This is a genomic window from Frondihabitans sp. GW821-FHT04F02 (genome assembly GCF_059420045.1).
This window is the reverse complement of sequence record NZ_JBWKSZ010000002.1, coordinates 535,576-557,568: the sequence shown is the minus strand read 5'-3', so window position 1 is coordinate 557,568 and position 21,993 is coordinate 535,576. Positions and strand designations below refer to the sequence as shown.

The following is a 21,993-nucleotide window of genomic DNA, read 5'->3' as shown; positions in this document are numbered from 1 at the left end:
GGTGCCATGTCCGACCCCACCGTGCCCGCGCTCCTCGTCCGCGATGCGACTCCCGACGACGCCGCGGCCTGCGCCCGCATCTATGCGCCCTACGTGACCGACACGGCCATCACCTTCGAGAGCGTCGCCCCTACCGCCGATGAGATGGGCCGCCGCATCGCCGAGGCTCAGGTCTCGCACGCCTGGATGACGCTGGAACTGGACCACACCACCGTCGGCTACGCCTACGCGGGCCCGTTCTCCGGCCGCGATGCCTACCGCTGGGCCGCCGAGGTCAGCGTCTACCTCGACTCGGCGCACCGCGGGCGCGGCGGTGGGCGGGCCCTCTACGGCGCGCTCCTGCCCCGGCTGGCCGACCGGGGGTTCCGCATCGCCGCCGCCTGCATGACACTGCCGAACGACGCCAGCCTCGGGCTGCACGAGGCGCTCGGGTTCGAGCGGGTGGCGACGTTCGCCGACATCGGCTGGAAGCTGGGGCGGTGGCACTCGACGGCGTGGCTGCAGAAGCGGCTGGCCCCCGCCGCCGAGGGCGAGCCCGCCGACCTGACCTGACCGCGCCCCGCCCCGCCCCGCCGCCCTGCCCCCCGCCGCCCAGCCCTTCGCCGCCCCCGCCCCGCCCCCCCGCCCCCGCCGCCGGTGAGGGGTCGCTGCTTGTCGAAGACGCCTGTCGGCGGGAGCAACCAGCGACTCCTCACCGGACGTGGGGAGGGCGGGCGGGGAGGGCGGGGCAGGGCAGGGCGGGCAGGGCGGGGCTAGGGGGCGACGACGAGGTCGGGGACGGCGGGCAGGTCGGCGGGGGTGTCCGCGTTCCTGCGCACGATGCCCGAGGGCAGGAAGGCCGCCAGCACGGCCGAGCCGAGCAGCACGCTCGCCCCGACGACGACCGCCGGGACGGCCGCCGACACGTAGCCGGTCGGCGTCAGCTGCCCGCCGGCGCCGGTGAACACGGCGGTCAGGACGGCGATGCCGAGCGCGACGCCGATCTCGCGCAGCGTCGAGTTCGTGCCGGACGCCTTCGCGTGATCGTCGGGCGCCATGTTCGTCAGGACCGCCGTCGAGATCGGCGCGAAGACGGCACCCATGCCGACGCCGGCGAGCAGGAAGCCGGGGAGCAGCGTCAGGTAGCCGACGTCGGCGCTCATGGTGAGGGCGATCTCGAAGAGCCCGGCGCTCAGGAGCGCGAGGCCGGAGACGATGAGGATGCGGGTACCGACCCGCGGGGCGATCAGGCCGGTGAGCGGGGCGACGATCATGGGTGCGAGGGTCCACGGCATGGTCGCGACTCCGGCCTCGAGCGGGGTCTTGCCCTGCACCACCTGCAGGAACTGGATCAGGATGAACACCGCGCCGAAGGAGCCGAAGCTGAAGCTCATAGCCACGAAGTTCGCGAGGGTGAAGCTGCGGTCGCGGAACAGGCGGAGCGGCAGGAGCGGCGTCGGGTTGCGGCTCTCCCAGATCAGGAAGGCCGCGAGCAGAGCGCCGCCGCCGATCAGGGAGCCGAGCACCTCGAAGCTCGACCAGCCCGCATCGTTGCCGCGGACGATGCCGAAGACCGCGCCGAGGACGCCGAGCCCGGCGAGCAGGACGCCCACGATGTCGGCACGGACGCGCAGGCCGAAGGTGTTGGGCAGGGCGTAGAGCGCGAGCGGCACGGCGATGATGCCGATCGGCACGTTGAGCCAGAAGATCGACTCCCAGCTCCAGCCCTCGACGACTGCGCCGCCGATCAGGGGGCCGAGCGCGACGCCGAGTCCGGAGACGCCGCCCCAGATGCCGATAGCCATCGGCCGGAGGCGGACTGAGACCGCGCCGACGAGCAGGGTCAGCGAGAGCGGCATGACGGCCGCCGCGCCGGCGCCCTCGAGTGCGCGGGCCGCGATCAGCGCCCCGGACGAGGTGCTCATCGCGGCGAGCGCCGACGCGACCGTGAAGACGACGATGCCGCCGACGAAGAGGCGGCGACGTCCGAACCGGTCGCCGAGACTGACGGCCAGGAGCATGAGCGCCGCGAACGAGAGCGTGTAGGCGTTGGTCACCCACTGGAGGTCTTCGACGGTGGAGCCGAGCTCTTCGTGGATGACCGGGAGAGCGCTGGTGACGACGAGGTTGTCGAGGGTCGCCATGAACATCGGCAGGGAGGCGGCGACCATGGCCAGCCAGACGGGAATCCGGCGTGTGCTCGTTCGTGCGGACACGAGTGCTCCTTCAGGACTGTTCTTACGAGACACGACTGGTCTCGCAGGAATGGGATGGTTGTAATCGAATGATTACTAAAACCGTAGTAATCGAATGATAACCTGTCAAGCATGGCTACCAAATCGGCTCCGGATACCCGCATGACCTCCGCGGAGCGCCGCGAGCAGATCATCCAGGCGGCGACGAGCGTGTTCGGCGACCGCGGCTACCACGGCACGACGACCGACCAGGTCGCGAAGGCCGCCGGAATCAGCCAGCCCTACGTCGTGCGCATGTTCGGCACCAAGGAGGCGCTGTTCCTCGAAGTCATCAACGCGGCGCTGGCGATGCTGCTCGTGAGCTTCCGCGAGCAGCTCGCGGAGCACCGCAGCTCGGGCGAGCCCGCCGAGGCGCTGGTCCCGAAGCTCGGCAACGCGTTCATCGACCTGGTGAAGACCAGGGGCCTGCACCGCTCGCTCATGCAGGGCTTCGTGTCGGGCGGCGACCCCGTCATCGGCGTCGCGGCACGCCGGGGCTTCCTCGAGGTGTACGCGTTCCTGCGCGACGAGGCCGGCTTCGCCCCCGAGGAGGTCCAGACCTTCCTGTCGTACGGGATGCTCACGAGCGTGCTGCTCTGCATCGAGATGCCGTCGCTGTTCGGACGCGACTCCGACGCCACCGAGCTGGCCTGCGCCGCCTTCGGCCACAAGCTCGACATCGTTCTCGAGACGATGGGGCCGGACGCCGCGACCGCGTGAGCATGCCGCCGCCAGCCCGTAGCCAAACGTCACGCGTCCGAAACATCCGAGAAAGCCTCGTTCCCTAGATTTGGCCCGACGGGTCGTTCCGCAGCAGGATCCCCGACGTCGAACGGCACGCCGCCGCCCGAGCCCGAATCTCAGGAGAAGCCATGACCGGAAACGCCGCCCGCCTGCAAGCCATCAAGGACGTCGAGGCGTACGTGCCTCCGGCCGTGAGCTTCTCGCTCGACGAGGCTCCGGGAGCGATCTTCGGCGAGAACGTCTTCAACCGGGTCGTCATGCAGAAGCGCCTCCCGAAGTCGGTCTACAAGTCGGTCGTCGCGACCATCGAGCACGGCGCGACGCTCGACCCGGCGGTCGCCGACGCCGTCGCGTCCGCGATGAAGGACTGGGCCCTGGAGAAAGGCGCCACGCACTACGCCCACGTGTTCTACCCGCTGACCGGCCTCACCGCCGAGAAGCACGACAGCTTCTTGGAGCCCGTCGGCGACGGCACCGCCCTCGCCGAGTTCGCCGGCAAGACGCTGGTGCAGGGCGAGCCCGACGCGTCCAGCTTCCCCAACGGCGGCCTCCGCAACACCTTCGAGGCCCGCGGCTACACCGGCTGGGACGTCACCAGCCCCGCCTACGTGCTCGAGAACCCGAACGGCAACACGCTCTGCATCCCCACGGTGTTCGTGTCGATGACCGGCGAGGCGCTCGACCACAAGACGCCGCTCCTGCGCTCGCAGCAGGCGATGGGCGAGCACGCCGAGCGAGTGCTCCGGCTCTTCGGCCACGACGACGTGAACCACGTCGTGTCGTTCTGCGGTCCTGAGCAGGAGTACTTCCTCGTCGACCGCCACTTCTTCCTCGCGCGGCCCGACCTGATGAACGCCGGGCGCACCCTCTTCGGCGCGAAGCCGCCCAAGGGCCAGGAGTTCGACGACCACTACTTCGGCGCCATCCCCGAGCGCGTGCTCGGCTTCATGATGGACACCGAGCGCGAGCTGTTCAAGCTCGGCATCCCGGCGAAGACCCGCCACAACGAGGTGGCGCCCGGCCAGTTCGAGATCGCGCCGATGTTCGAGCGAGGCAACATCGCGGCCGACCACCAGCAGCTCCTGATGACGACGTTCAAGTCGATCGCGAAGAAGCACGGCATGGAGTGCCTGTTTCACGAGAAGCCGTTCGCGGGCGTGAACGGCTCGGGCAAGCACGTCAACTTCTCGCTCGGCAACAGCGAGCTCGGCAGCCTGTTCGTTCCCGGCGACAACCCCCACGACAACGCGCAGTTCCTGGTCTTCTGCGCTGCCGTGATCCGGGCCGTGCACCTCTACGGGGGCCTGCTGCGCGCGTCGGTCGCGTCAGCCAGCAACGACCACCGTCTCGGCGCGAACGAGGCTCCCCCGGCCATCATCTCGATCTTCCTCGGCGACCAGCTCGCCGACATCTTCGAGCAGATCGCGCGGGGCCCGGCCACGTCGTCGAAGGGCCGCGGCACGATGACCATCGGCGTCGACACGCTGCCCGTCCTGCCGACCGATCCGGGCGACCGCAACCGCACGAGCCCCTTCGCCTTCACGGGCAACCGCTTCGAGTTCCGCGCTCCCGGCTCGCTCCAGACGGTGGCGGCCCCGATGGTGACGATCAACACGATCATGGCCGACTCGCTCGACTACGTCGCGACGACGCTCGAGGCGGCCGTCGCCGAGGGCGTCGACTTCGACTCCGCCGTGCAGACGCTCCTGACCGAGATCATCACCGAGCACGGCGCCGTCGTCTTCAACGGCAACGGCTATGTCGACGAGTGGCCGATCGAGGCCGAGAAGCGCGGGCTCAAGAACCTCAAGACCACGCTCGACGCCCTTCCTGAGCTGATCACCGACGAGGCGCTCGCCCTCTTCGAGAAGTACGGCGTCTTCACCCATCGCGAGATGCACAGCCGCTACGAGATCGGCCTCGAGCAGTACGTCCTGGCCATCGGCGTCGAGGCGCGGCTCACTCAGGAGATCGGCCAGACGGTGATCCTCCCCGCGGCCGTGCGCCACCAGACCGAGATCGCGACCAACATCGCCGCTCTCAAGGCGGCGGGCATGACCGACGTCGATCTGGCTCCGCTCGACGGCATCAGCGCGCCCGTCGCGGCGCTCCGCTCGGCCCTCGCGACGCTCGGCGACGCGCTGACTGCCGACGCCGGCCACGACGCCCTCGCCGAGGCCGAGCACGCCCGCGACGCTCTGCTGCCGGCGATGCTGGCGGTCCGGGGCGCAGCCGACGAGCTCGAGACCATCGTGGCCGACGACCTCTGGCCGCTTCCGACGTACCAGGAGCTCCTCTTCGTCCTCTAGCGCCGCGGCAGGCGGGCGCAGGAACTCCCGGCGCCGGCCCACCCCGCCTCCGCCTAGTCGACCGAGACGACGAGGTCGGCCAGCTCGCGCGACATCCGCACGACGAGGGCGTTCTCCTCGTCGGGCCCCGTCGCCCAGGCCCGCGCCGCCTCGGGCGTCTTGCCGAACCGCTCGTGCCGCTCGATCAGGCGCGAGAGCCGGAGGTCGCGAGGCGTGTCGACGAACCACACCTCGTCGAACTCGGCGTGGACCAGAGGCCACGGGTCGTCGTCGCCGAGCAGGTAGTTGCCCTCGCTGATGACGATCGGCACGTCGCCCGGGATGGCGATCGCCGAGCCGATGCTCTCCTCCACGTCGCGCGTGTACATCGGCGCGTAGACCACGGGCTCGTCCGCCGTGCGAAGGCGTCGCAGCAGGGCGAGGTACCCCCAGGCGTCGAACGTCTCGGGCGCGCCCTTGCGCTCGGCGAGATCGAGGCGGCCGAGCTCGGCATTGGCCAGATGGAAGCCGTCCATCGGCGCGACGGCGGCGTCGCCCAGCGACTCGGCGAGGCGGGTCGCCAGCGTCGACTTGCCCGAGCCGGGCTCCCCCGCGATCCCGATCATGAGCCGTCGGCCGGCGTGCTTCAGCTGGAGGTGTCGGACGCGCTGGACGAGGTCGGCGATCGGCATGCGACCAGTCTGCCCGGTGCCCCTTGCCGCCGGCCCGTCACGCCCGCCCGAGTGCGACCACGACTATGACCGCGATCATCGGGACCATGACGAGGAAGGCGATCGGCGGCGCCTTCCGGTCGACGATGCTCTTGCCCTTCGTGATCAGAAGGAGCGCCATCACCATCGGCATGAGCGACAGCTTCGCCTCGTGGAGGAAGAGCACCAGGCTGACTGCGGTCAGAGCGACCGCCAGGACCGACCGAGCCACGACGAGGTCGAGAAAGCGGCGCGGCGGCTCCCTGTCGCCTGTCATCGGACCTCCCTCCTGTCCTGCCTCACCGCTCCGAGAAGGAGCGGAAGGCAGACCCACACCACGAGCGATGTGAGCGCGGGACCAACGCCTGTCAACTCATCCGTCGGTGAGAGCCACGTCCATTGCGGCTCGGTCAGCCACAGACTGAATCCCAGACTCGAGAACCACTCCCCGACGACGGGGAGCCGGGGTGTCACGGCGATGTCATACGCGATGGGGACGACCATCGTGACGACGATCGCGAGAGGCGTATTGAGGAGCAACGAGCCCATCGCCACTCCAGAGAGTGCCGCCGCGAGCGAGAATGCGAACACCGACCAGATCGAGACGCGCAGGGCAGGCACGTCGAAGACAGTCCAATCGCCCCAGTGGAGCACGAGGAAAGCCGAGACCGAGAGCACGGTGATGGCGAAGGCTGTAGCGAGTACGAGCGCGATTGCTGCGAGAACCCTGGCGCCGAGCACAGTCTGTCGGTGCGGGACCAGCGCGTAGGTGGTCAGCGCTGACCGGTGGGTCCAGTCACCAGTAGTCGCCAAGACTGCGACGATCGGCAGTAGCAACGGCAGAGGGAGCGATGCCGACCCGACGAACTCGCTGAGTCGAGCGCCACCCTGCGAGGCGAGAAGCGCCGCGCCAACCCCCAGCGCGACCATGACAGCGAGGAGCACCCGGGATGCGCGGGTGTCCACGGAGCGCCGAAACTCGACCTGGAAGCATCGAAGGAAAGTCATCGCCCACCGCCCCTGACGAAATCGAGTAGCCGCTCGCCGCCTAGACCCGCGTATTCACCATGCGTGGCGGCGAGGAAGGCCTCCTCGAGGGATGATTCGTGCGGCGCAAGGTGTCCGAGGAGGATCCCCCGCTCGAAGGCAACTCGACCGACGTCGAAAGCATCGCCTTCGACGCTCAGTCATCCGTTTTCTGCGATTGACACAGCAAAGCCAGCACGGCTGAGGGTCTCGTGAAGGAGAACGTCGTCGGACGAGCGGACGAGGATCGAAGCCGGGTTAGTAGTTGTCCCTACTCCGACTGCCGAGAGCCGCCCCCGGTCGATGACCACAATCGAATCTGCTGCAGCGGCGACTTCCGAAAGCTGATGGCTGGACACCACGACGGTTCCTCCGTGGTCCGCGAAGCCCCGGAGGAACTGCCGCAACCACTGGATCCCCTCCGGATCGAGTCCGTTGGCTGGCTCGTCGAGAATGAGAAAGCGGGGTGCCCCGAGGACGGCGATTGCGATCCCCAAGCGCTGGCGCATCCCGAGGGAAAGGGCCCCCACCCGCTTCTTGGCCACCGACTCGACGCCGACCGCTTCAAGACAAGCCAGCACGCGCTTCCGTGTGACGCCGATCATCAGGCCCGCGAGATACGCGGTCTCGACGACACTTCGGCCAGGATGCTGCGCCGCAGCATCGAGGAGAACGCCTACGGTCCGCCCAGGTGATCGAAGCGCCGGGAACGGCGCGCCATCGAATAGAGCGCGGCCGGAGTCCGGTCGGGCGTGCCCGATCATCATCCTGAGCGTCGTCGATTTACCTGATCCGTTTGGGCCGACGAACCCGGCCACGGTCCCGGTCGGCACCGTGAATGAGATACCTTCGACGACCGTCTTCGATCCATACGACTTCGTCAGTTGATCGACGATGAGCCCGCCATTCCTAGCATGCATCAGTGGAACCAGCTCCAGATTTCCCATCCTGACACCAGGACGCTGAGTGCATTGGCGAGCTTCACGAGCGGCTTCCAGACGTTGGTGTTGAACCACGCCCAAGCCTTCTTGACACCCGCGGCAAATTTCGACCACCATCCGGGTATCTTCTTGATGATCTTCACCGCTGCATCAATAAGGGGCTTGATGCTGGCTCGTGAATCGCTAGGGCGGTCGGAGGGGCCGACCGGACTCACCGGCTCGTGGACGGACCCACCAATGGTGAGCGGGATCACCGCTCCAGATGCGGCTACGGACGAGGAGGGGAAAGACCCGCCGACAGGTCCAGCGGCAACGGCCGCCAGCGGTGCCGGAGCGGCCGAAGCCGCAGCAGAGAAACCTGCGACGCCAACAGCGGAGAGAGCGAGAGTGGCAACGATTCTGTGGCGCAACTTCCAGGTCGTTCGATTAGTTTTCATGGCATTCTTCCCATCTCGGTAGCCGGCGCTTCCGGCTATCGATAGCTCGCGTCAGTTGGCGCTGGTGCGAGCCGAGGCGGGGCCCTCTGGGTCCCGCCTATGCAGTATTTCGAGTGTGTGCACCACATGTCAATGGCGAAATCCAGCCACTGCTCGGACCAAGCGGAGCGAGCGTCCACGCCGAACCGTTCCTATGAGATCCGTGACGTTCCGATGAATTCCGGAGCGTTCCTGAACGCGCAGCACCGTCGCAAGCGAGAGAATGCAGATATGGAACCCGATCTGAGAATCGTCAGCTACAACCTTCGCGAGCACCTCGCGATCGGGGAGCTGACCGACCTCGTCGAGGCTCACCGAATGGACGTCCTGTGCCTGCAGGAGTGCGACAGCACCGACATCCCCGACCAGATCCTGGGACTGAAGCTGGCGGCCTCGACGAAGACCAACCGCCTGGGGCTCGCGCTCTACTACCGCGAGGACCGCTTCGAGCTGCTCGGCACGAGTCTCTTCGCGCTGATGAAGTCGATGCACGACCGCGTGATGGCCCCGGCCCACGAGCGGCTCCTCGCCGCGCGGCTGAAAGACCTCGTGACCGGCGAGGAGCTCGTCGTGGCCGACTTCCACGCCGCTCCGCTGACCGCCTCGAACGGTCTGCGCCGCCGCCAGATCGGCCTGGCGCACGAGAAGCTCAAGGAGCTCGCCGGCGGCGTCCCGACCGTGATGGTCGGCGACTTCAACTACCCGTGGTTCCGCCAGGGGCTGCGCAAGCACCTCCTGAAGACGGGCTACGAGCTCTCCATCACCGAGGAGCCCACGTACTCCCGCTCGGGCTTCAGCGGGCACTTCGACTTCGCGACCACGATGGGGATGAAGATCGCCAGCGTCCTGTCGCTCCCCCAGGGCAAGTCGGACCATCGTCCGATCCTGCTGCTGGCGAGCGTGGCGGCTGTCGCAATTTGATGTCACGTACTCGAAACATTCTCGGCAGAATGTTTTCTTCCGTGTTGCTCGACTCGGAGTGATCTGATTAGTATCTTGACTACGCCACTGATCCGGCGGTGGCGGGAGCTCTTTTATTCGGGTAAGAGGCTCCCGCCCTTCTCTTCTTCTATGTCACGTCGGTAACGGTCGCGCGGCTCCGCGTGTACTGTTCAGCAGGCTCACGGCCCGCCCGCTGTCTCCGCCGGTCGGGGTACACGCACGAAGGACGGTGAATGGCTGACGACAGGATCGCGCGCACCCTTCTGCGCGAGACCGTCCTGACCGAGCTCACCCACGCCATCCTCGACGGCCGTCTCCCACCGGGCCACCGCCTCCGAGACGACGACCTGATCGCCTGGCTCGGCACCAGCCGGGCCCCGATCCGCGAGGCGCTCGCCCAACTGGCCGACATCGGACTGGTCGAGATGGCTCCCAACCGCTTCACCAAGGTCGCGCACGTGTCGCCGCGCACCTACGCCGAGTCGGCGGCCGTCTGGGCCGCCCTGGTCACTCGCGCAATGCACTGGGGCATCCTGCGGTTTCCCGGCGAGCAGCTTCCTCTTCTCGAGGCGCTCAACGACGAGCTCCGCGCCGCGCCGGCCAGCGAGTGGCCACCCGGACCTTCGCCGATCGACCGGTTCGTGGCATGCGTGGTCATGCACTGCGACAACACGGTCCTGATCGAGAGCATCCAGGTGCACGCGCCCCTTCTGACCCTCGGCGTGAACAGCTTCAAGGACCACCTCGACACGACGCCGGTGCGCGGCTACTTCGACATCGTCATCCGGCGCTGCCGCGAGCACGACGCCGACGGCTTCGAGGCCGAGATGCGCGCGTTCCTCGACGGCACGATGAGCCACTTCATCGACCGGGTCACCGGCGACGAGCTCCGCCCCTACCGAAAGGCGTCCGGTGCCGGTTCCTGAGCGTGAGGCCCTCATCGTCCCGAACCGGCGGCTCCTCACCGACGACGTCTTCGACCGGCTCAGCGACGACATCATCCGAGGCCGCCTCGAGCCCGGACAGCGCGTGCACGACGTGGCGCTCGCCGGCGAGCTGGGCCTGTCGCGGGCCACGGTCCGGACGGCGATCCTGCGCCTGACCCATATCGGCCTGGTCGAGTCGGTGCCCAATCTCTACACGCGAGTGGCCCCGCTGTCGCTGCGGTACTACCTCGAGGCCGACGACACCGCTCGCGCTCTCTACCTGATGGCCGTGCGCTACGGCACCCCGCTGCTGACAGACCCGCAGATCGCCGGCATGCAGGCGTGGGTGGCATCGCTCGCCGATCGCGACGAGGTCGACACCGAGTCGATCTTCACGGGTGCGGCGACGGCGGGCCTCTTCCAGCCCTTCGTCGACAGCCTGGACAACGCCCCGCTCGAGCGCACGCTGGCTCGGCTCCGGCCCCACCTCCTCCGCGTGCTCGGCCAGTTCGGGCACCTCGTTCCGCGCGAGGTGACCAACCCTGCGCTGAACGACGCCATCGCGTGCGCCGCGCAGCACGACGTCGAGGGCACTGTCGCCGCCTTCCATCGGTACTACGACGAGGGCATGGCGGTCTTCCACGAGCGGCTCGCGCGCGAGCCCGCGTTCGTGCACGGCTGACTATGTGTACGCGTGTGACGAACAGCCCCGGGTTTCCCACGCGCCTCGGCTAGCCTGCTCAGACCAACCCCGCGAAAGGCCTTGCCGCATGTCCAGCTCGTCGTACGACTTCGATACCCGCCAGATCCATGCGGGGACGAACCTCGACAGCGACCACGGTGCGCGCCTGACGCCGATGTACCAGTCGGCCGGCTTCGTCTTCGACTCGTTCGCCGACGGGCAGGGCCGCTTCGACGGCACGATCCCCGGAGCCGCCTACGCGCGCACCGACAACCCCACGAACGCCGCCGTCGCCCGCCGTCTCGCCGACCTCGAGGGCGGGGCCGCCGCGCTCCTGACCGCCAGCGGCACGGCGGCGATCGCCCTCACGTTCAACGCCCTGGCCGTCTCGGGCGACCACATCCTCGCCACCGACAGCCTCTACGAGGGCTCGCGCACGCTGTTCGCGCGCAGCTTCGGCCGCCAGGGCGTCGAGGTGGAGCTGATCCCCGCCGACGCGCCCGACGAGGTGTGGGCCGCGGCGATCCGCCCGACCACGAAGGCCCTCTTCACCGAGACGATCCCGAACCCCAAGAACGACGTCGTCGACCTGGCCCGCCTGGCCCGCATCGCCCACGAGGGCGGCTTCCCGCTGATCGTCGACAACACCGTGGCGACGCCGTACCTGGCCCGACCCATCGAGCACGGCGCCGACCTCGTGATCCACTCGACCTCCAAATGGCTCTCGGGTCACGGCGCCGTCCTGGGCGGAGTTGTCATCGACGCAGGAACGTTCGACTGGTCCGCCCACACCGACCGCTTCCCGAACATCGCGTCGCCCGGCCCGACCGGCGTGCCGTCGTTCGTCGAGCGCTTCGGGCCCCTCGCCTTCCTCACCTACCTCCGGAGCGTGACGGCCCTCGACTACGGCCCCACGCTGCCGCCGACCAGCGCGTTCATGCTCCTCCAGGGCATCGAGACGCTGTCGCTGCGCATGGACCGCCACGTGGCGAACGCCCTGGCGCTGGCCCAGTGGCTCGAGCACCGCGACGAGGTGACGGGCGTCGACTACCCGGGCCTCGTCGGCAACGAGTACTACGCCCGAGCGCAGAAGTACCTGCCGAAGGGAGCCGGGGCCGTCGTCACGTTCGAGCTGGCCGGCGGGCTCGAGGCATCGAAGGCGTTCATCGACTCGCTCGAGCTGATCAGCAAGATGACCCACCTCGGCGACGTGCGCACACTGGCTATCCACACCGGCTCGACGATCCACGGCCACCTGACCGAGGAGGAGCGCCTGTCGCGCGGCATCACGCCCGGCACGGTGCGGCTGTCGGTCGGGCTGGAGAGCGTGCGCGACCTGCTGCGCGACCTGGAGCGGGCGCTCGACGCTGCCGGGGCCGCGACCGGGCCGGCGCTGTCGGACGCTGAGCGGGAGCACGCTGCCGCCTAGTTCCTGCGGAACAGCGTTCCTGCGGAACAGCGTTCCTGCGCCCGCTTCTGACTCCTAGTAGCTGGTGCTGCGCACCGGCGAGCCCATCGGACGCGTCCCGAGCGGGACCGCCGGCCTCACGAACGCGGCGCGCACCAGCTTGACGACCGACCAGGCGAGCACCACGACGAGCATGACGTTGCGGGCGCCGAGCACGATGAGCGCGATCGGCGCGAGGTCGAGCAGCGGGATGTAGAGCACCGGGTAGACCAGCGTCGTGAGCCCGGCGACGACGAGGGCGAGGATGGCCGGGGTCTTCCAGTCCGGCGGGCGGAGCACCAGGCCGACCACGACGATCGGCGTGAGCCACAGGACGTACTGCGGCGACCCGACCTTGTTGAAGACGATGAAGGCCGACGCGAGCGCCAGCGCGCCGACGAGCACGAGGTCGACCTCACGGCCCAGGGCGTGCGGCAGCGTCGACAGGCGGCGGGTCGCCACGGCGAGCACCACGATCAGGGCCGCCATCACGATGAACATCACGGCCGTGGCGTGCGAGACGAGCCACTGGTCGCCGGGGCCGGTGACCTCCTCGGTGAGCAGGACGCGGTTGTGGATCAGGTGCGCCCCGGGCACTCGGGCGAGCGACATCCAGAGCCACGGCGTCGCCAGCGGCGCCTCGACCTGAAGGGCGCGCCCGTTCTGCTGGGTGACGAAGCTGTCGAGGTGGGCGCCCCCGCCGCCGATCAGCACGATGGACGAGACGAGGAGAGAGACGGCAGCGCCGGTGATCAGGACGATCCAGCGGCGGCTCGTCGCGACGACGGCCGAGGCGATGACCGCGGCCGGCCACACCTTGATCCAGGTCGCCGCCGCGAGCAGGAAGCCGGCGACCCACGGGCGCGAGCCGAGGAACAGCATGCCGACGACGACGATCGGCGCCGTGAAGCCCTCGAGGCGGAGCAGGTCGACTGCGGCCAGGACGGCGATCGTCAGCACCCAGAACCCGGGCGCCCACTGCGAGCGCACGAAGCGGCCGCGGCGGATCAGCGCCTGCAGCGCGATCCCGTTCGCGACGCCGACGAGCACCACCCAGACGACCGTGTAGAGGCCGGCGCCGAGCACGCGCGAGCCGACGATCGGCAGCAGGGCGCCCGCCGGGTACACCCAGTCGGTGGCGAAGACCGGCCACTGGCCGCGGTCGACGGCGTCGGAGGCCCACTTCGCGTAGACCGGGAGATCGCCGCCGAGCTCGCCGCTCAGGATGTACGGGATGCTCAGGATCAAGACGACGACGTGCACGAGCACGAGACCCGACCAGAGCACCCGAGCGTCCTGCGCCCACTTCGAGAGGGAGGCGAGGGGACGAGCTGGCACCCTTCGAGCATAGACACTCCCGGGCGCACCCTCGTCCGCCCCGGTTCATCCTGCGTTCACGATCCGGGCCTACGGTCGCGCCAACGAAAGGGGTTCTCCATGGACGTGCTCTTCACTGTGATACTCGTCATAGTCGTCGCCCTCGTGTTCGACTTCACGAACGGCTTCCACGACACCGCGAACGCCATGGCGACCTCGGTCGCCACCGGCGCCCTCAAGCCGCGGACCGCCGTGCTCATCTCGGCCGTCCTGAACCTCGTCGGCGCGTTCCTGTCGACCGAGGTGGCCAAGACCGTCTCGAACGGCATCATCAAAGAGGGTCCGGGCGGCATCGAGATCACCCCGGTCATGATCTTCGCCGGCCTCGTGGGCGCCGTCCTCTGGAACCTCACCACCTGGTACCTCGGCCTCCCCTCGTCGTCGACGCACGCACTGTTCGGCGGCCTGATCGGCGCGGCCGTCATCGGCGCCGGCGTCGGATCAGTCGACTTCGGCGTCGTCCTGACCAAGATCGTCGTGCCGGCCCTCGCCTCGCCGCTCGTGGCCGGCTCGGTCGCGCTGCTCGCGACCTTCGCCGCCTACCGGATGACGCGCAACGCCCGGGCCCGCGGCTCGGAGCGCGGCTTCCGGCACGCGCAGACGGTGAGCGCCTCCCTCGTCTCGCTCGCGCACGGCACCAACGACGCCCAGAAGACGATGGGCGTGATCACCCTGACGCTCATCGCCGCGGGGTACCAGGGCGCAGGAACGGGCCCGGCGCTCTGGGTGATCCTCGCCTGCGGGCTCGCAATCGGACTCGGCACCTACGTCGGAGGCTGGCGCATCATGAAGACCGTCGGCAAGAACATCACCGACGTGCAGTCCCCGCAGGGCTTCGCGGCCGAGACCGCGTCGGCGGCGACCATCCTGATCTCGTCGCACCTCGGCTTCGCGCTCTCGACCACCCAGGTCACGTCGGGCTCGGTCATCGGCGCCGGCCTCGGCAAGCGCCTCGCCATCGTCCACTGGGGCGTCGTCGGCAGGATCGCCACCGGCTGGGTCATCACCCTCCCGGCGGCCGCGCTCGTCGGCGGCGTCGCCGCATGGGTGGCGTCGACCAGCACCATCGGCCTCGTCGTCGTCGCGGTCCTCGCCCTCGGCGCCGGCGTGACGTTCTACGTGCTCGCCAAGCGCAAGCCCATCTCGGCGCATGATGTCGCCGGCACGTCGGCCGACGCGCCGGAGCTCGAGACGGAAGGAGTCCGCTGATGTTCCTCGGAGTCGACTGGGGCGCGTTCGTCGTCGTCTTCCTGGTGGCGCTGGCCGCCACCGCCGTCGTGGTGCTGTTCTTCTCGGCGGGCCTGCGCCTGCTGGCGAACGGCGAGCTCGAGACCGGCGCCGTCGATGCGAACGGCTTCCCGGTCGGCGAGGGCAGCACGCCCGTGACCGATCGCTCGCCGACGCGCACCGCCGGCGGCTGGGCGTGCATCGGGGTCGGCGGCCTGGCCGTGCTCTACGCGCTGTACCTGATCATCCCGCAGTTCCACTAGCCCCCGCGCGGCACCTGCGCCCGCCTCCCGCCTTTCGCCCACGATCCCGACATCAGCGCCCACGATCGCGACATGGCACCAGGATTCCTGGTGGTGTCATGTCGCGATCGTGGGCCTCGGCCGACCGAACGGGAGGCCCTCCGCTGCAAGGGCCGACCTCAGCCGGATCGGCTGCAGGAGGTCGCGCCACTCCGAACGGACGACCGTGCGCACGCGAGGGTGCGCGAGCAGGCGGCGTTCCCGCTTTCGCTCGTCGAGGGCGATCTGCGCCGGTGTCCGTCCGTTCGCGTACCGCGGGTTCGTGTACTTGTGATCGCCGTCGAACTCGAGGGCTATCCCGAATTCCTCCCACCAGAGGTCGACGAAGCCGATCAGGCCGTCCGCGTCGTCGAATGGCTCCTGCAACGAGGGCTGCGGAGCGCCGAGCTCGAAGAGGCGGAGCCGCGCAAGGGACTCTCCTGCCGAGCCCGCCTTGGGCGAGCCGAACTCGATGAGGCGGCAGGCGGAGGCGCGGCGACGGGCCGTCGGACGATCGGCGAGCAGTCTCACCAGGTCGTCGTGGGTAACGATGCCGCCGGCGAGAGCCGCGTCGACCATCGCGAGACCGTCCGCGAAGAGGCAGGTCAGCGCGACGTCGACGCAGGTGCGGGCCAGCGTGGTCACCTGCACCCCGTCGACCACCTCGATCTCGAGGTCTGAGAGCGGACCCGCGTGCTTGACCACGCCGGCCCAGCGCTGCCCCCGCTCGCGCTCCGGATCGGTCACGTGCACCGGCTTCGGCGTGCCCGAGAGGAAGGGCAGACCGTGAACGGCCGCGGCCGACTCATGCGAGAACACGAGCCTCGACAGCAGCGAGGTCGAGGCGGCCTGCACCTGCAGCACGTGCTTCTGCTCGGGAAGGAGACCCGCCCAGTCGGCGGCGCGCACGTAGACGCCCGGATGCACGCGGATCAGCCGGCCCTCGGCGGCCGCGCGCTCCAGGCGTCGGGCCTGGAGGGAGGTGGAGGAGCGGAGCAGGTGCGGGAGGGCGGGGAGCGGAGGCACTCGACCAGGGTGGCCCGGCGGCGGCGGGGAGATCCTGCGCCCGTGCAGTCTGTGGACAACTGCACGACTGGGGAGACACGGCGCGACCCGGTTGACGACACGCGACCCCCGAAGTCGAGGGTCGCGTGTCGGTCGAGCAGCGAGGGCTAGAGGCCCCGCGCCAGCCGGTAGTAGGCCGCGTTCCAGTTGGCCGCCTGACGGAAGTCGCGCAGCGTCGTGTGCTCGTCGATGACCAGGAGCTCGGTGCCGGCCATGCGGGCGAAGTCCTCGAACGCCTCGAGGCCGACGGCGGTCGACATGACGGTGTGGTGCGCGGCTCCGGCGGTGAGCCAGGCCTCGGCCGACACGGCGAACGACGGGCGGGGCTCCCACACGGCGCGGCCGACGGGCAGGTGCGGCAGGTCGGCGTCCGGAGCGACGACGTCGACGACGTTGGCCACGAGGCGGAAGCGGTCGCGCATGTCCGACAGGGCCACGACGATGGCCGGGCCGGGGTCGGCCGTGAAGACGAGGCGCACCGGGTCTTCGCGGTCGCCGATGCCGAGGGGGTGGATCTCGAGCGACGGCTTCGACGAGGTCAGCGACGGGGCGACCTCAAGCATGTGCGCACCCAGGATCTTCTCGGCGCCGGGCACCAGGTGGTAGGTGTAGTCCTCCATCAGCGAGGCGCCGCCGGGCAGGCCCGAGCCCATCACGTTGGCCGCGCGGATCAGGACCGCCGTCTTCCAGTCGCCCTCGCCGCCGAAGCCGTAGCCCTCGGCCATGAGGCGCTGCACGCCGAGCCCGGGGAGCTGCTTGAGCGCGCCGAGGTCTTCGAAGTTGGTGGTGAAGGCCGAGAAGCCGCCCTCCTCGAGGAACGACCGGAGTCCGAGCTCGATCGCGGCGCCGTCGCGCAGCGACTGGTGGCGCTCCGCGCCGGGCAGCAGCTCAGGAACTACCGCGTACGAGTCGAGGTACTCCTGAACGAGCGAGTCGATGTCGCCCGACCCGGCCGCGGCGACGCGCTCGGCCAGCTCGTTGACGCCCCACGTGTTGACCGAGACGCCGAAGACGTGCTCCGCCTCGGTCTTGTCGCCCTCGGTGACGGCGACGTTCCGCATGTTGTCGCCGAAGCGGGCGAGCTTCATCGAGCGGGTCGCGGCCCAGCCGGCGGCGGCGCGCATCCAGGTCGAGATCTGGCCGACGACGCGCGGGTCGGAGACGTGGCCGACGACGGTCTTGCGCGCGATGCCGAGGCGGGTCTGGATGTAGCCGAACTCGCGGTCGCCGTGGGCGGCCTGGTTCAGGTTCATGAAGTCGAAGTCGATGTCGCCCCAGGGCAGCTCGACGTTCGCCTGCGTGTGGAAGTGCAGGAGGGGCTTCTGCAGGGCGTCGAGGCCGGCGATCCACATCTTGGCGGGGCTGAACGTGTGCATCCACGCGGTGAGGCCGATGACCTCGTCGCGGGCGTTCGCCTCGAGCACGAGGCGCCGGATCGCGTCGGAGTCGGTGAGCACGGGCTTCCAGACGACCTTCACGGGGACGCCGGCGTCTCCGAGCGCGGCGGCGATCGCCTGCGACTGCTCGGCGACCTGGCGGAGGGTCTCCTCGCCGTACAGGCCCTGCGACCCGGTGAGGAACCAGACCTCGTAGGAGTCGAGGGAGGTGGTCAGCTTGGTCATTTCGTGGTTCCTTCCGACGCGGCGGGCTGCTGCCCGTACACGTTCTGGTAGCGGTCGAAGAGAGCGTCGATGCTCTCCCGGGGGATGGGGATGGCCTCGCCGAGCTGGCGGGAGATGTGCACGGTGCGCGCGACGTCCTCCGCCATGACGGCGGCCTTCACGGCGTCCTTGGCGTCTCTGCCGATCGTGAAGACGCCGTGGTTCTGCATCAGGACGGCGCGCGAGCGGTGACCGGTCAGCGTGGCGACGATGCCCTCGCCGATCGACTCGTCGCCAATGATCGCGAACGGCCCGATCGGGATGGGCCCGCCGAACTCGTCGGCCATGGCCGTGATGACGCAGGGGATCTCCTCGCCGCGGGCGGCCCAGGCGGTCGCGTAGGTCGAGTGCGTGTGCACGACTCCGCCCACTTCGGGCATGTTGCGATAGACGTAGGCGTGCGCGGCGGTATCGGACGACGGCGAGCGCTCGCTGCCCGGGGTGCCGGGAACGACGGTGCCGTCGAGGTCGCAGAGGATCTGGTTCTCGGGGGTGAGCTCGTCGTACGAGACGCCCGAGGGCTTGATCACGAACAGGTCGGCGCCGGGCACGCGGCCCGAGATGTTGCCGCCGGTCCAGATGACGAGGCCGTAGCGGGTGAGCTCGGAGTGCAGGGCGGCGACCTGCTCACGGGTGCGCTGGATCGCAGCGTCGAGATCGGTCATGAAGCGGTGCCTTTCGAGGTGATGGGGGTGGCGGCGGCCGCCGCGCGCTGGAGCGGCAGAGCCGCGCGGTAGCGGTCGAGGTAGGCGGCGAAGCCGGCGACGTCGGCCGGTTGCGGGTCGACCGTCACGGCGTCGGACGACGCGAACACCTCGTCGTCGAGGAAGTCGCTGAGCGACGTGTCGGCGGCGCGGCGCAGGTAGGCCGCGAGCACCGCGATCCCCCAGGCGCCGCCCTCGCTGGCGGTGGTCTCGACGGCCACGGGCACGCCGACCGCGGCGGCGAGCAGCTGCTGCGCGGCGCCGGCGGTGCGGAAGAGGCCGCCGTGGGCGAACAGCCGCTCGACGCGGACGTCTTCGTCGTCGAGCGCCTCCATGCCGATGCTCAGCGTCGCGAAGGCCGCGTACAGCTCGGAGCGGATCAAGTTGCCGAGGGTGAAGCGGCTCTCGGGCGTGCGGACGAGCAGCGGCCGGCCGTCCTCGACGCGGGTGACGGGCTCGCCCGACAGGTAGTTGTACGACAGCAGGCCGCCCGCGTCGGCGTCGCCGGCCAGCGCCTCGTCGAGCAGGGCGGCGTAGACGTCGTCGGCCGAGAGCGTCGTGCCCGCGACCTCGCCGAAACGGCCGAACACGCGTGCCCAGGAGGCGATCTCGCTGGCCCCGTTGTTGCAGTGCACCATCGCGACGGCGTCGCCCGCGGGCGTCGTGACGACGTCGAGCTCGGGGTGCACGCTCGTCAGCTGCGAGTCGAGCACGACCATGGCGAAGATGCTGGTGCCGACGCTGACGTTGCCGGTGCGGGGCGCGACGGAGTTCGTCGCGACCATCCCGGTGCCCGCGTCGCCCTCGGGCGGGCAGAACGGCGACCCCGCCTGGAGGGTGCCGGACGGGTCGAGGAGGGCGGCGCCGGCGGGCGTCAGCGAGCCGGCGTCGGCCCCGGCGACGAGCACGGCGGGGAGGAGCTCGGCGAGGTGGAGCGACGGGGCGTGGTGCCGGAGGAGTTCCTGCGCCCGATCGAGGAGGGCCGTGTCGTAGTCGCGCGTGGCCGGGTCGATGGGGAACATGCCCGACGCGTCGCCGACGCCCAGCACGTTCTCGCCGGTGAGCGCGCGGTGCACGAGCCCGCCGAGGGTGGTGAGCGAGGCGAGGCGGTCGACGTGCTCCTCGCCGTCGAGCACGGCCTGGTAGAGGTGCGCGACCGACCAGCGGAGCGGGATGTTGAAGCCCAGCGCCTCGGTCAGGGCGCCCGCGGCCTCGCCGGTCGACGAGTTGCGCCAGGTGCGGAACGGCACGAGCAGCTCGGCCCTGTCGTCGAGCGCCACGTAGCCGTGCATCATCGCCGAGATGCCGATGCCGGCGAAGCTCTGCGGGTCGACGCCGTACTGCTCGCGCACGGAGGCGACGAGGTCGGCGTACGCGGCCTGGAGGCCCGACCAGACGGAGTCGACCGAGTAGGTCCAGCGGCCGTCGACGTACTCGTTCTGCCACTCGTGGCTGCCGGTGGCGAGGGTGGCCAGGTCGGAGCCGACGAGGCAGGCCTTGATGCGGGTGGAGCCGAACTCGATGCCGAGAGTGGCATCGCCGGCGGCGATCAGTTCGCGGGGTGTCGTCATGTGGAGACGTCCTTGTCTTCGGTGGGCGTGCGTCCTCAGTCTGCCATGTGAGCGCTCACTTTGTGAAGCTCCCCGGCACGTGGCGCAGGAACTGCCCCGCCCCGCCCGCTCACCCCGCCGCCGGCCCCGTCGACTCGCGCACGACCAGCGTCGGCTCGAGCGCCGGCAGCGGCTCGGCGTCGCCCGGCGCCAGCAGCCCCTCGACGGTCAGCATGATGCGGCGGCCCAGCGCCGTGAAGTCCTGCCGGACCGTCGTCAGCGGCGGGATGAAGTGCGCCGCGTCGGGGATGTCGTCGAACCCCACCACGCTCACCCTCCCGGGGACGTCCATGCCCCGCTCGGAGAGGGCATGCAGGACGCCGAGCGCGGTCGGGTCGTTGGCGCAGAACACGGCGGACACGTCGTCGGGCAGCCGGCGGCCGATGGCGTAGCCGCTCGCGGCCGTCCAGTCGCCGCGGTAGACGTCGGCCTGCGGCAGCCCGAGCCGCACCAGGGCGTCGCGCCAGCCGCGCTCCCGCTCGCGAGCGTCGTTCCACGCGACAGGGCCGCCGACGTGGACGATGCGCTCGTGGCCGAGGGAGGCGAGGTGCTCGGTGGCGAGGACCGCCCCGCCGAACTGGTCGAGCGCCACGGAGACGAGGCCGTCGTCCGGGCTCGCATCGGCGGTGACCAGCGGCACGCGGAGGTCGATCTTGCGGATGGCCTCGATCGAGCCGGTGTCGGGAGCGATGAGCACGATGGCCTCGACGTTCTGGCCGATCAGGGCATCGATCGCGGCGCGCATCCCCGCACCGACCTCGGCCTGGTCATCGGGCGGGATCGTGGCGATCGACACCTGGTAGCCCGCCTGGCGAGCGGCGCCGTCGAACCCCTGCATCGTGCTGGCGGGGCCGAACAGGGTGCCGCCGGCCGAGATGAGGCCGAGGGCGCGGGTCTTGCGGCTCGCGAGGGCGCGGGCCGCGGCGCTCGGCCGGTAGTTCAGCTTGAGGATGGCGGCGTCGACGCGGGCGCGGGTGGCGGGACGGACGTTCGGGTCGCCGTTGACGACGCGCGACACGGTCTGGTGCGAGACCCCCGCCTCGGACGCCACGTCGAAGATGTTCGCCACGCCGCCGAGTCTAGGGGCGCGCGGTGCGGAATCAGGAGAAGCGGACGCACCCGGATCGTGCCATCCTGGGCGGCAGGCGCGGCAGTGCAGCCGGCCTGAATCCGCAGCGACGCCGGGAGGCAGCCATGACGACGATCAATCCCGCGCTCCTGTACGGCGGCAACGCCGAAGAGGCGCTCGACTACTACTCCTCGATCTTCGACGACAGCGAGGTGCTGTCGGCCGACCGCTGGGGACCGGGCTTCGACACCCCCGAGGGCACCCTGCTCGCGGCGACGATCCGCATCGGGAGCCTGACCTTCACCCTCATCAACGGCTACGACGCCGGCTTCACGGACTCGGTGTCGTTCCAGGTCTCGTGCGCCGACCAGGCCGAGGTCGACTACTTCTGGGACGCCCTGACGAAGGACGGCGAGGAGTCGCAGTGCGGGTGGCTGCACGACCGTTTCGGCATGGCGTGGCAGATCGTTCCGGTGCAGATGCCGGGCTTCCTGGGTGACCCCGACCCCGCGCGGGCCCAGGCCGCGATGCAGGCGATGATGGGCATGAAGAAGCTCGTGATCGCCGACTTCGAGAGCGCCATGGACGCGGTGGGCGCCTGACC

22 protein-coding genes are annotated in these 21,993 nt (G+C 69.9%); 10 read left to right on the top strand and 12 right to left on the bottom strand.

From position 1 onward, the window contains the following. Window positions 1-6: 6 nt before the first annotated feature. On the top strand, window positions 7-552 hold the full coding sequence (locus AC07TY_RS07720; RefSeq protein WP_494784909.1) for a GNAT family N-acetyltransferase: 546 nt from the start codon (window positions 7-9) through the stop codon (window positions 550-552). Between the two features lie 200 nt (window positions 553-752). Here the strand turns inward: AC07TY_RS07720 and AC07TY_RS07715 are convergent, their stop codons facing one another. After that, on the bottom strand, window positions 753-2,195 hold the full coding sequence (locus AC07TY_RS07715; RefSeq protein ID WP_488624564.1) for a DHA2 family efflux MFS transporter permease subunit: 1,443 nt from the start codon (window positions 2,193-2,195) through the stop codon (window positions 753-755). Between the two features lie 111 nt (window positions 2,196-2,306). Between AC07TY_RS07715 and AC07TY_RS07710 the strand changes: the two genes are divergently transcribed. Both AC07TY_RS07710 and AC07TY_RS07705 read left to right on the top strand, forming a co-directional pair. Beyond that, a complete protein-coding gene (locus AC07TY_RS07710) occupies window positions 2,307-2,933 on the top strand; it encodes a TetR/AcrR family transcriptional regulator (protein WP_488624565.1) in 627 nt (208 codons plus the stop codon). Between the two features lie 152 nt (window positions 2,934-3,085). After that, window positions 3,086-5,266, top strand: a complete 2,181-nt coding sequence (locus tag AC07TY_RS07705; protein ID WP_494784908.1) for a glutamine synthetase III family protein — start codon at window positions 3,086-3,088, stop codon at window positions 5,264-5,266. Between the two features lie 53 nt (window positions 5,267-5,319). Here the strand turns inward: AC07TY_RS07705 and AC07TY_RS07700 are convergent, their stop codons facing one another. The 5 genes from AC07TY_RS07700 to AC07TY_RS07680 form a co-directional block, all read right to left on the bottom strand. After that, complete coding sequence (locus AC07TY_RS07700; protein ID WP_488624567.1) at window positions 5,320-5,937, bottom strand: nucleoside/nucleotide kinase family protein; 618 nt, start codon at window positions 5,935-5,937, stop codon at window positions 5,320-5,322. Between the two features lie 37 nt (window positions 5,938-5,974). Further along, window positions 5,975-6,232 (bottom strand): hypothetical protein, encoded by a 258-nt coding sequence (locus AC07TY_RS07695; RefSeq protein ID WP_488624568.1) that lies wholly within the window; start codon window positions 6,230-6,232, stop codon window positions 5,975-5,977. Further along, the gene (locus AC07TY_RS07690) at window positions 6,229-6,921 is read right to left on the bottom strand and encodes a hypothetical protein (protein ID WP_488624569.1); all 693 of its coding nucleotides are present in this window, start codon (window positions 6,919-6,921) and stop codon (window positions 6,229-6,231) included. Before AC07TY_RS07690 ends, AC07TY_RS07695 begins: the two co-directional genes overlap by 4 nt. 221 nt (window positions 6,922-7,142) lie before the next feature. Continuing rightward, complete coding sequence (locus AC07TY_RS07685) at window positions 7,143-7,928, bottom strand: ATP-binding cassette domain-containing protein (RefSeq protein ID WP_494784907.1); 786 nt, start codon at window positions 7,926-7,928, stop codon at window positions 7,143-7,145. Next, window positions 7,901-8,176 carry a hypothetical protein gene (locus tag AC07TY_RS07680; RefSeq protein WP_488624571.1) on the bottom strand — a complete coding sequence of 92 codons (276 nt, stop codon included), beginning with the start codon at window positions 8,174-8,176 and terminating at the stop codon, window positions 7,901-7,903. Before AC07TY_RS07680 ends, AC07TY_RS07685 begins: the two co-directional genes overlap by 28 nt. A 453-nt stretch (window positions 8,177-8,629) precedes the next feature. On the opposite strand from AC07TY_RS07680, the gene AC07TY_RS07675 reads away from it, so the two are divergent. The 4 genes from AC07TY_RS07675 (at window position 8,630) to AC07TY_RS07660 (ending at window position 12,377) form a co-directional block, all read left to right on the top strand. Then, window positions 8,630-9,319: an endonuclease/exonuclease/phosphatase family protein gene (locus tag AC07TY_RS07675; RefSeq protein WP_123505324.1), complete on the top strand. Its 690-nt coding sequence runs from the start codon at window positions 8,630-8,632 to the stop codon at window positions 9,317-9,319. Window positions 9,320-9,573: 254 nt separating this feature from the next. Then, on the top strand, window positions 9,574-10,266 hold the full coding sequence (locus tag AC07TY_RS07670; protein ID WP_123505325.1) for a GntR family transcriptional regulator: 693 nt from the start codon (window positions 9,574-9,576) through the stop codon (window positions 10,264-10,266). After that, a complete protein-coding gene (locus AC07TY_RS07665) occupies window positions 10,253-10,948 on the top strand; it encodes a GntR family transcriptional regulator (protein ID WP_494784906.1) in 696 nt (231 codons plus the stop codon). The genes AC07TY_RS07670 and AC07TY_RS07665 overlap by 14 nt, the downstream gene beginning before the upstream one ends. Window positions 10,949-11,036: 88 nt before the next feature. Beyond that, window positions 11,037-12,377 (top strand): O-acetylhomoserine aminocarboxypropyltransferase/cysteine synthase family protein, encoded by a 1,341-nt coding sequence (locus tag AC07TY_RS07660; RefSeq protein ID WP_488624573.1) that lies wholly within the window; start codon window positions 11,037-11,039, stop codon window positions 12,375-12,377. Window positions 12,378-12,431: 54 nt separating this feature from the next. Here AC07TY_RS07660 and AC07TY_RS07655 read toward each other — a convergent pair whose 3' ends face one another. Further along, the gene (locus AC07TY_RS07655) at window positions 12,432-13,733 is read right to left on the bottom strand and encodes a glycosyltransferase 87 family protein (RefSeq protein WP_123505328.1); all 1,302 of its coding nucleotides are present in this window, start codon (window positions 13,731-13,733) and stop codon (window positions 12,432-12,434) included. A 99-nt stretch (window positions 13,734-13,832) separates the two neighbouring features. Between AC07TY_RS07655 and AC07TY_RS07650 the strand changes: the two genes are divergently transcribed. Then, complete coding sequence (locus tag AC07TY_RS07650) at window positions 13,833-14,981, top strand: inorganic phosphate transporter (RefSeq protein WP_494784905.1); 1,149 nt, start codon at window positions 13,833-13,835, stop codon at window positions 14,979-14,981. After that, window positions 14,981-15,262, top strand: a complete 282-nt coding sequence (locus AC07TY_RS07645; protein WP_123505330.1) for a hypothetical protein — start codon at window positions 14,981-14,983, stop codon at window positions 15,260-15,262. The genes AC07TY_RS07650 and AC07TY_RS07645 overlap by 1 nt, the downstream gene beginning before the upstream one ends. Window positions 15,263-15,358: 96 nt before the next feature. On the opposite strand, the gene AC07TY_RS07640 is transcribed toward AC07TY_RS07645, so the two are convergent. The 5 genes from AC07TY_RS07640 to AC07TY_RS07620 form a co-directional block, all read right to left on the bottom strand. Continuing rightward, on the bottom strand, window positions 15,359-16,306 hold the full coding sequence (locus AC07TY_RS07640) for a type IV toxin-antitoxin system AbiEi family antitoxin (RefSeq protein ID WP_494784904.1): 948 nt from the start codon (window positions 16,304-16,306) through the stop codon (window positions 15,359-15,361). Window positions 16,307-16,452: 146 nt separating this feature from the next. Further along, window positions 16,453-17,967 (bottom strand): L-arabinose isomerase, encoded by a 1,515-nt coding sequence (gene araA, locus AC07TY_RS07635; RefSeq protein WP_488624577.1) that lies wholly within the window; start codon window positions 17,965-17,967, stop codon window positions 16,453-16,455. Beyond that, window positions 17,964-18,671, bottom strand: coding sequence for an L-ribulose-5-phosphate 4-epimerase (locus tag AC07TY_RS07630; protein ID WP_123505333.1), 708 nt, complete (start codon window positions 18,669-18,671; stop codon window positions 17,964-17,966). The genes araA and AC07TY_RS07630 overlap by 4 nt, the downstream gene beginning before the upstream one ends. Next, a complete protein-coding gene (locus AC07TY_RS07625; RefSeq protein WP_494784903.1) occupies window positions 18,668-20,281 on the bottom strand; it encodes a xylulokinase in 1,614 nt (537 codons plus the stop codon). The genes AC07TY_RS07630 and AC07TY_RS07625 overlap by 4 nt, the downstream gene beginning before the upstream one ends. 109 nt (window positions 20,282-20,390) lie before the next feature. Beyond that, entirely contained in the window at window positions 20,391-21,389 is a 999-nt protein-coding gene (locus AC07TY_RS07620) for a LacI family DNA-binding transcriptional regulator (protein WP_488624579.1), read from the bottom strand. Window positions 21,390-21,514: 125 nt separating this feature from the next. On the opposite strand from AC07TY_RS07620, the gene AC07TY_RS07615 reads away from it, so the two are divergent. Beyond that, window positions 21,515-21,991: a VOC family protein gene (locus AC07TY_RS07615; RefSeq protein ID WP_123505335.1), complete on the top strand. Its 477-nt coding sequence runs from the start codon at window positions 21,515-21,517 to the stop codon at window positions 21,989-21,991. Window positions 21,992-21,993: the final 2 nt, after the last annotated feature.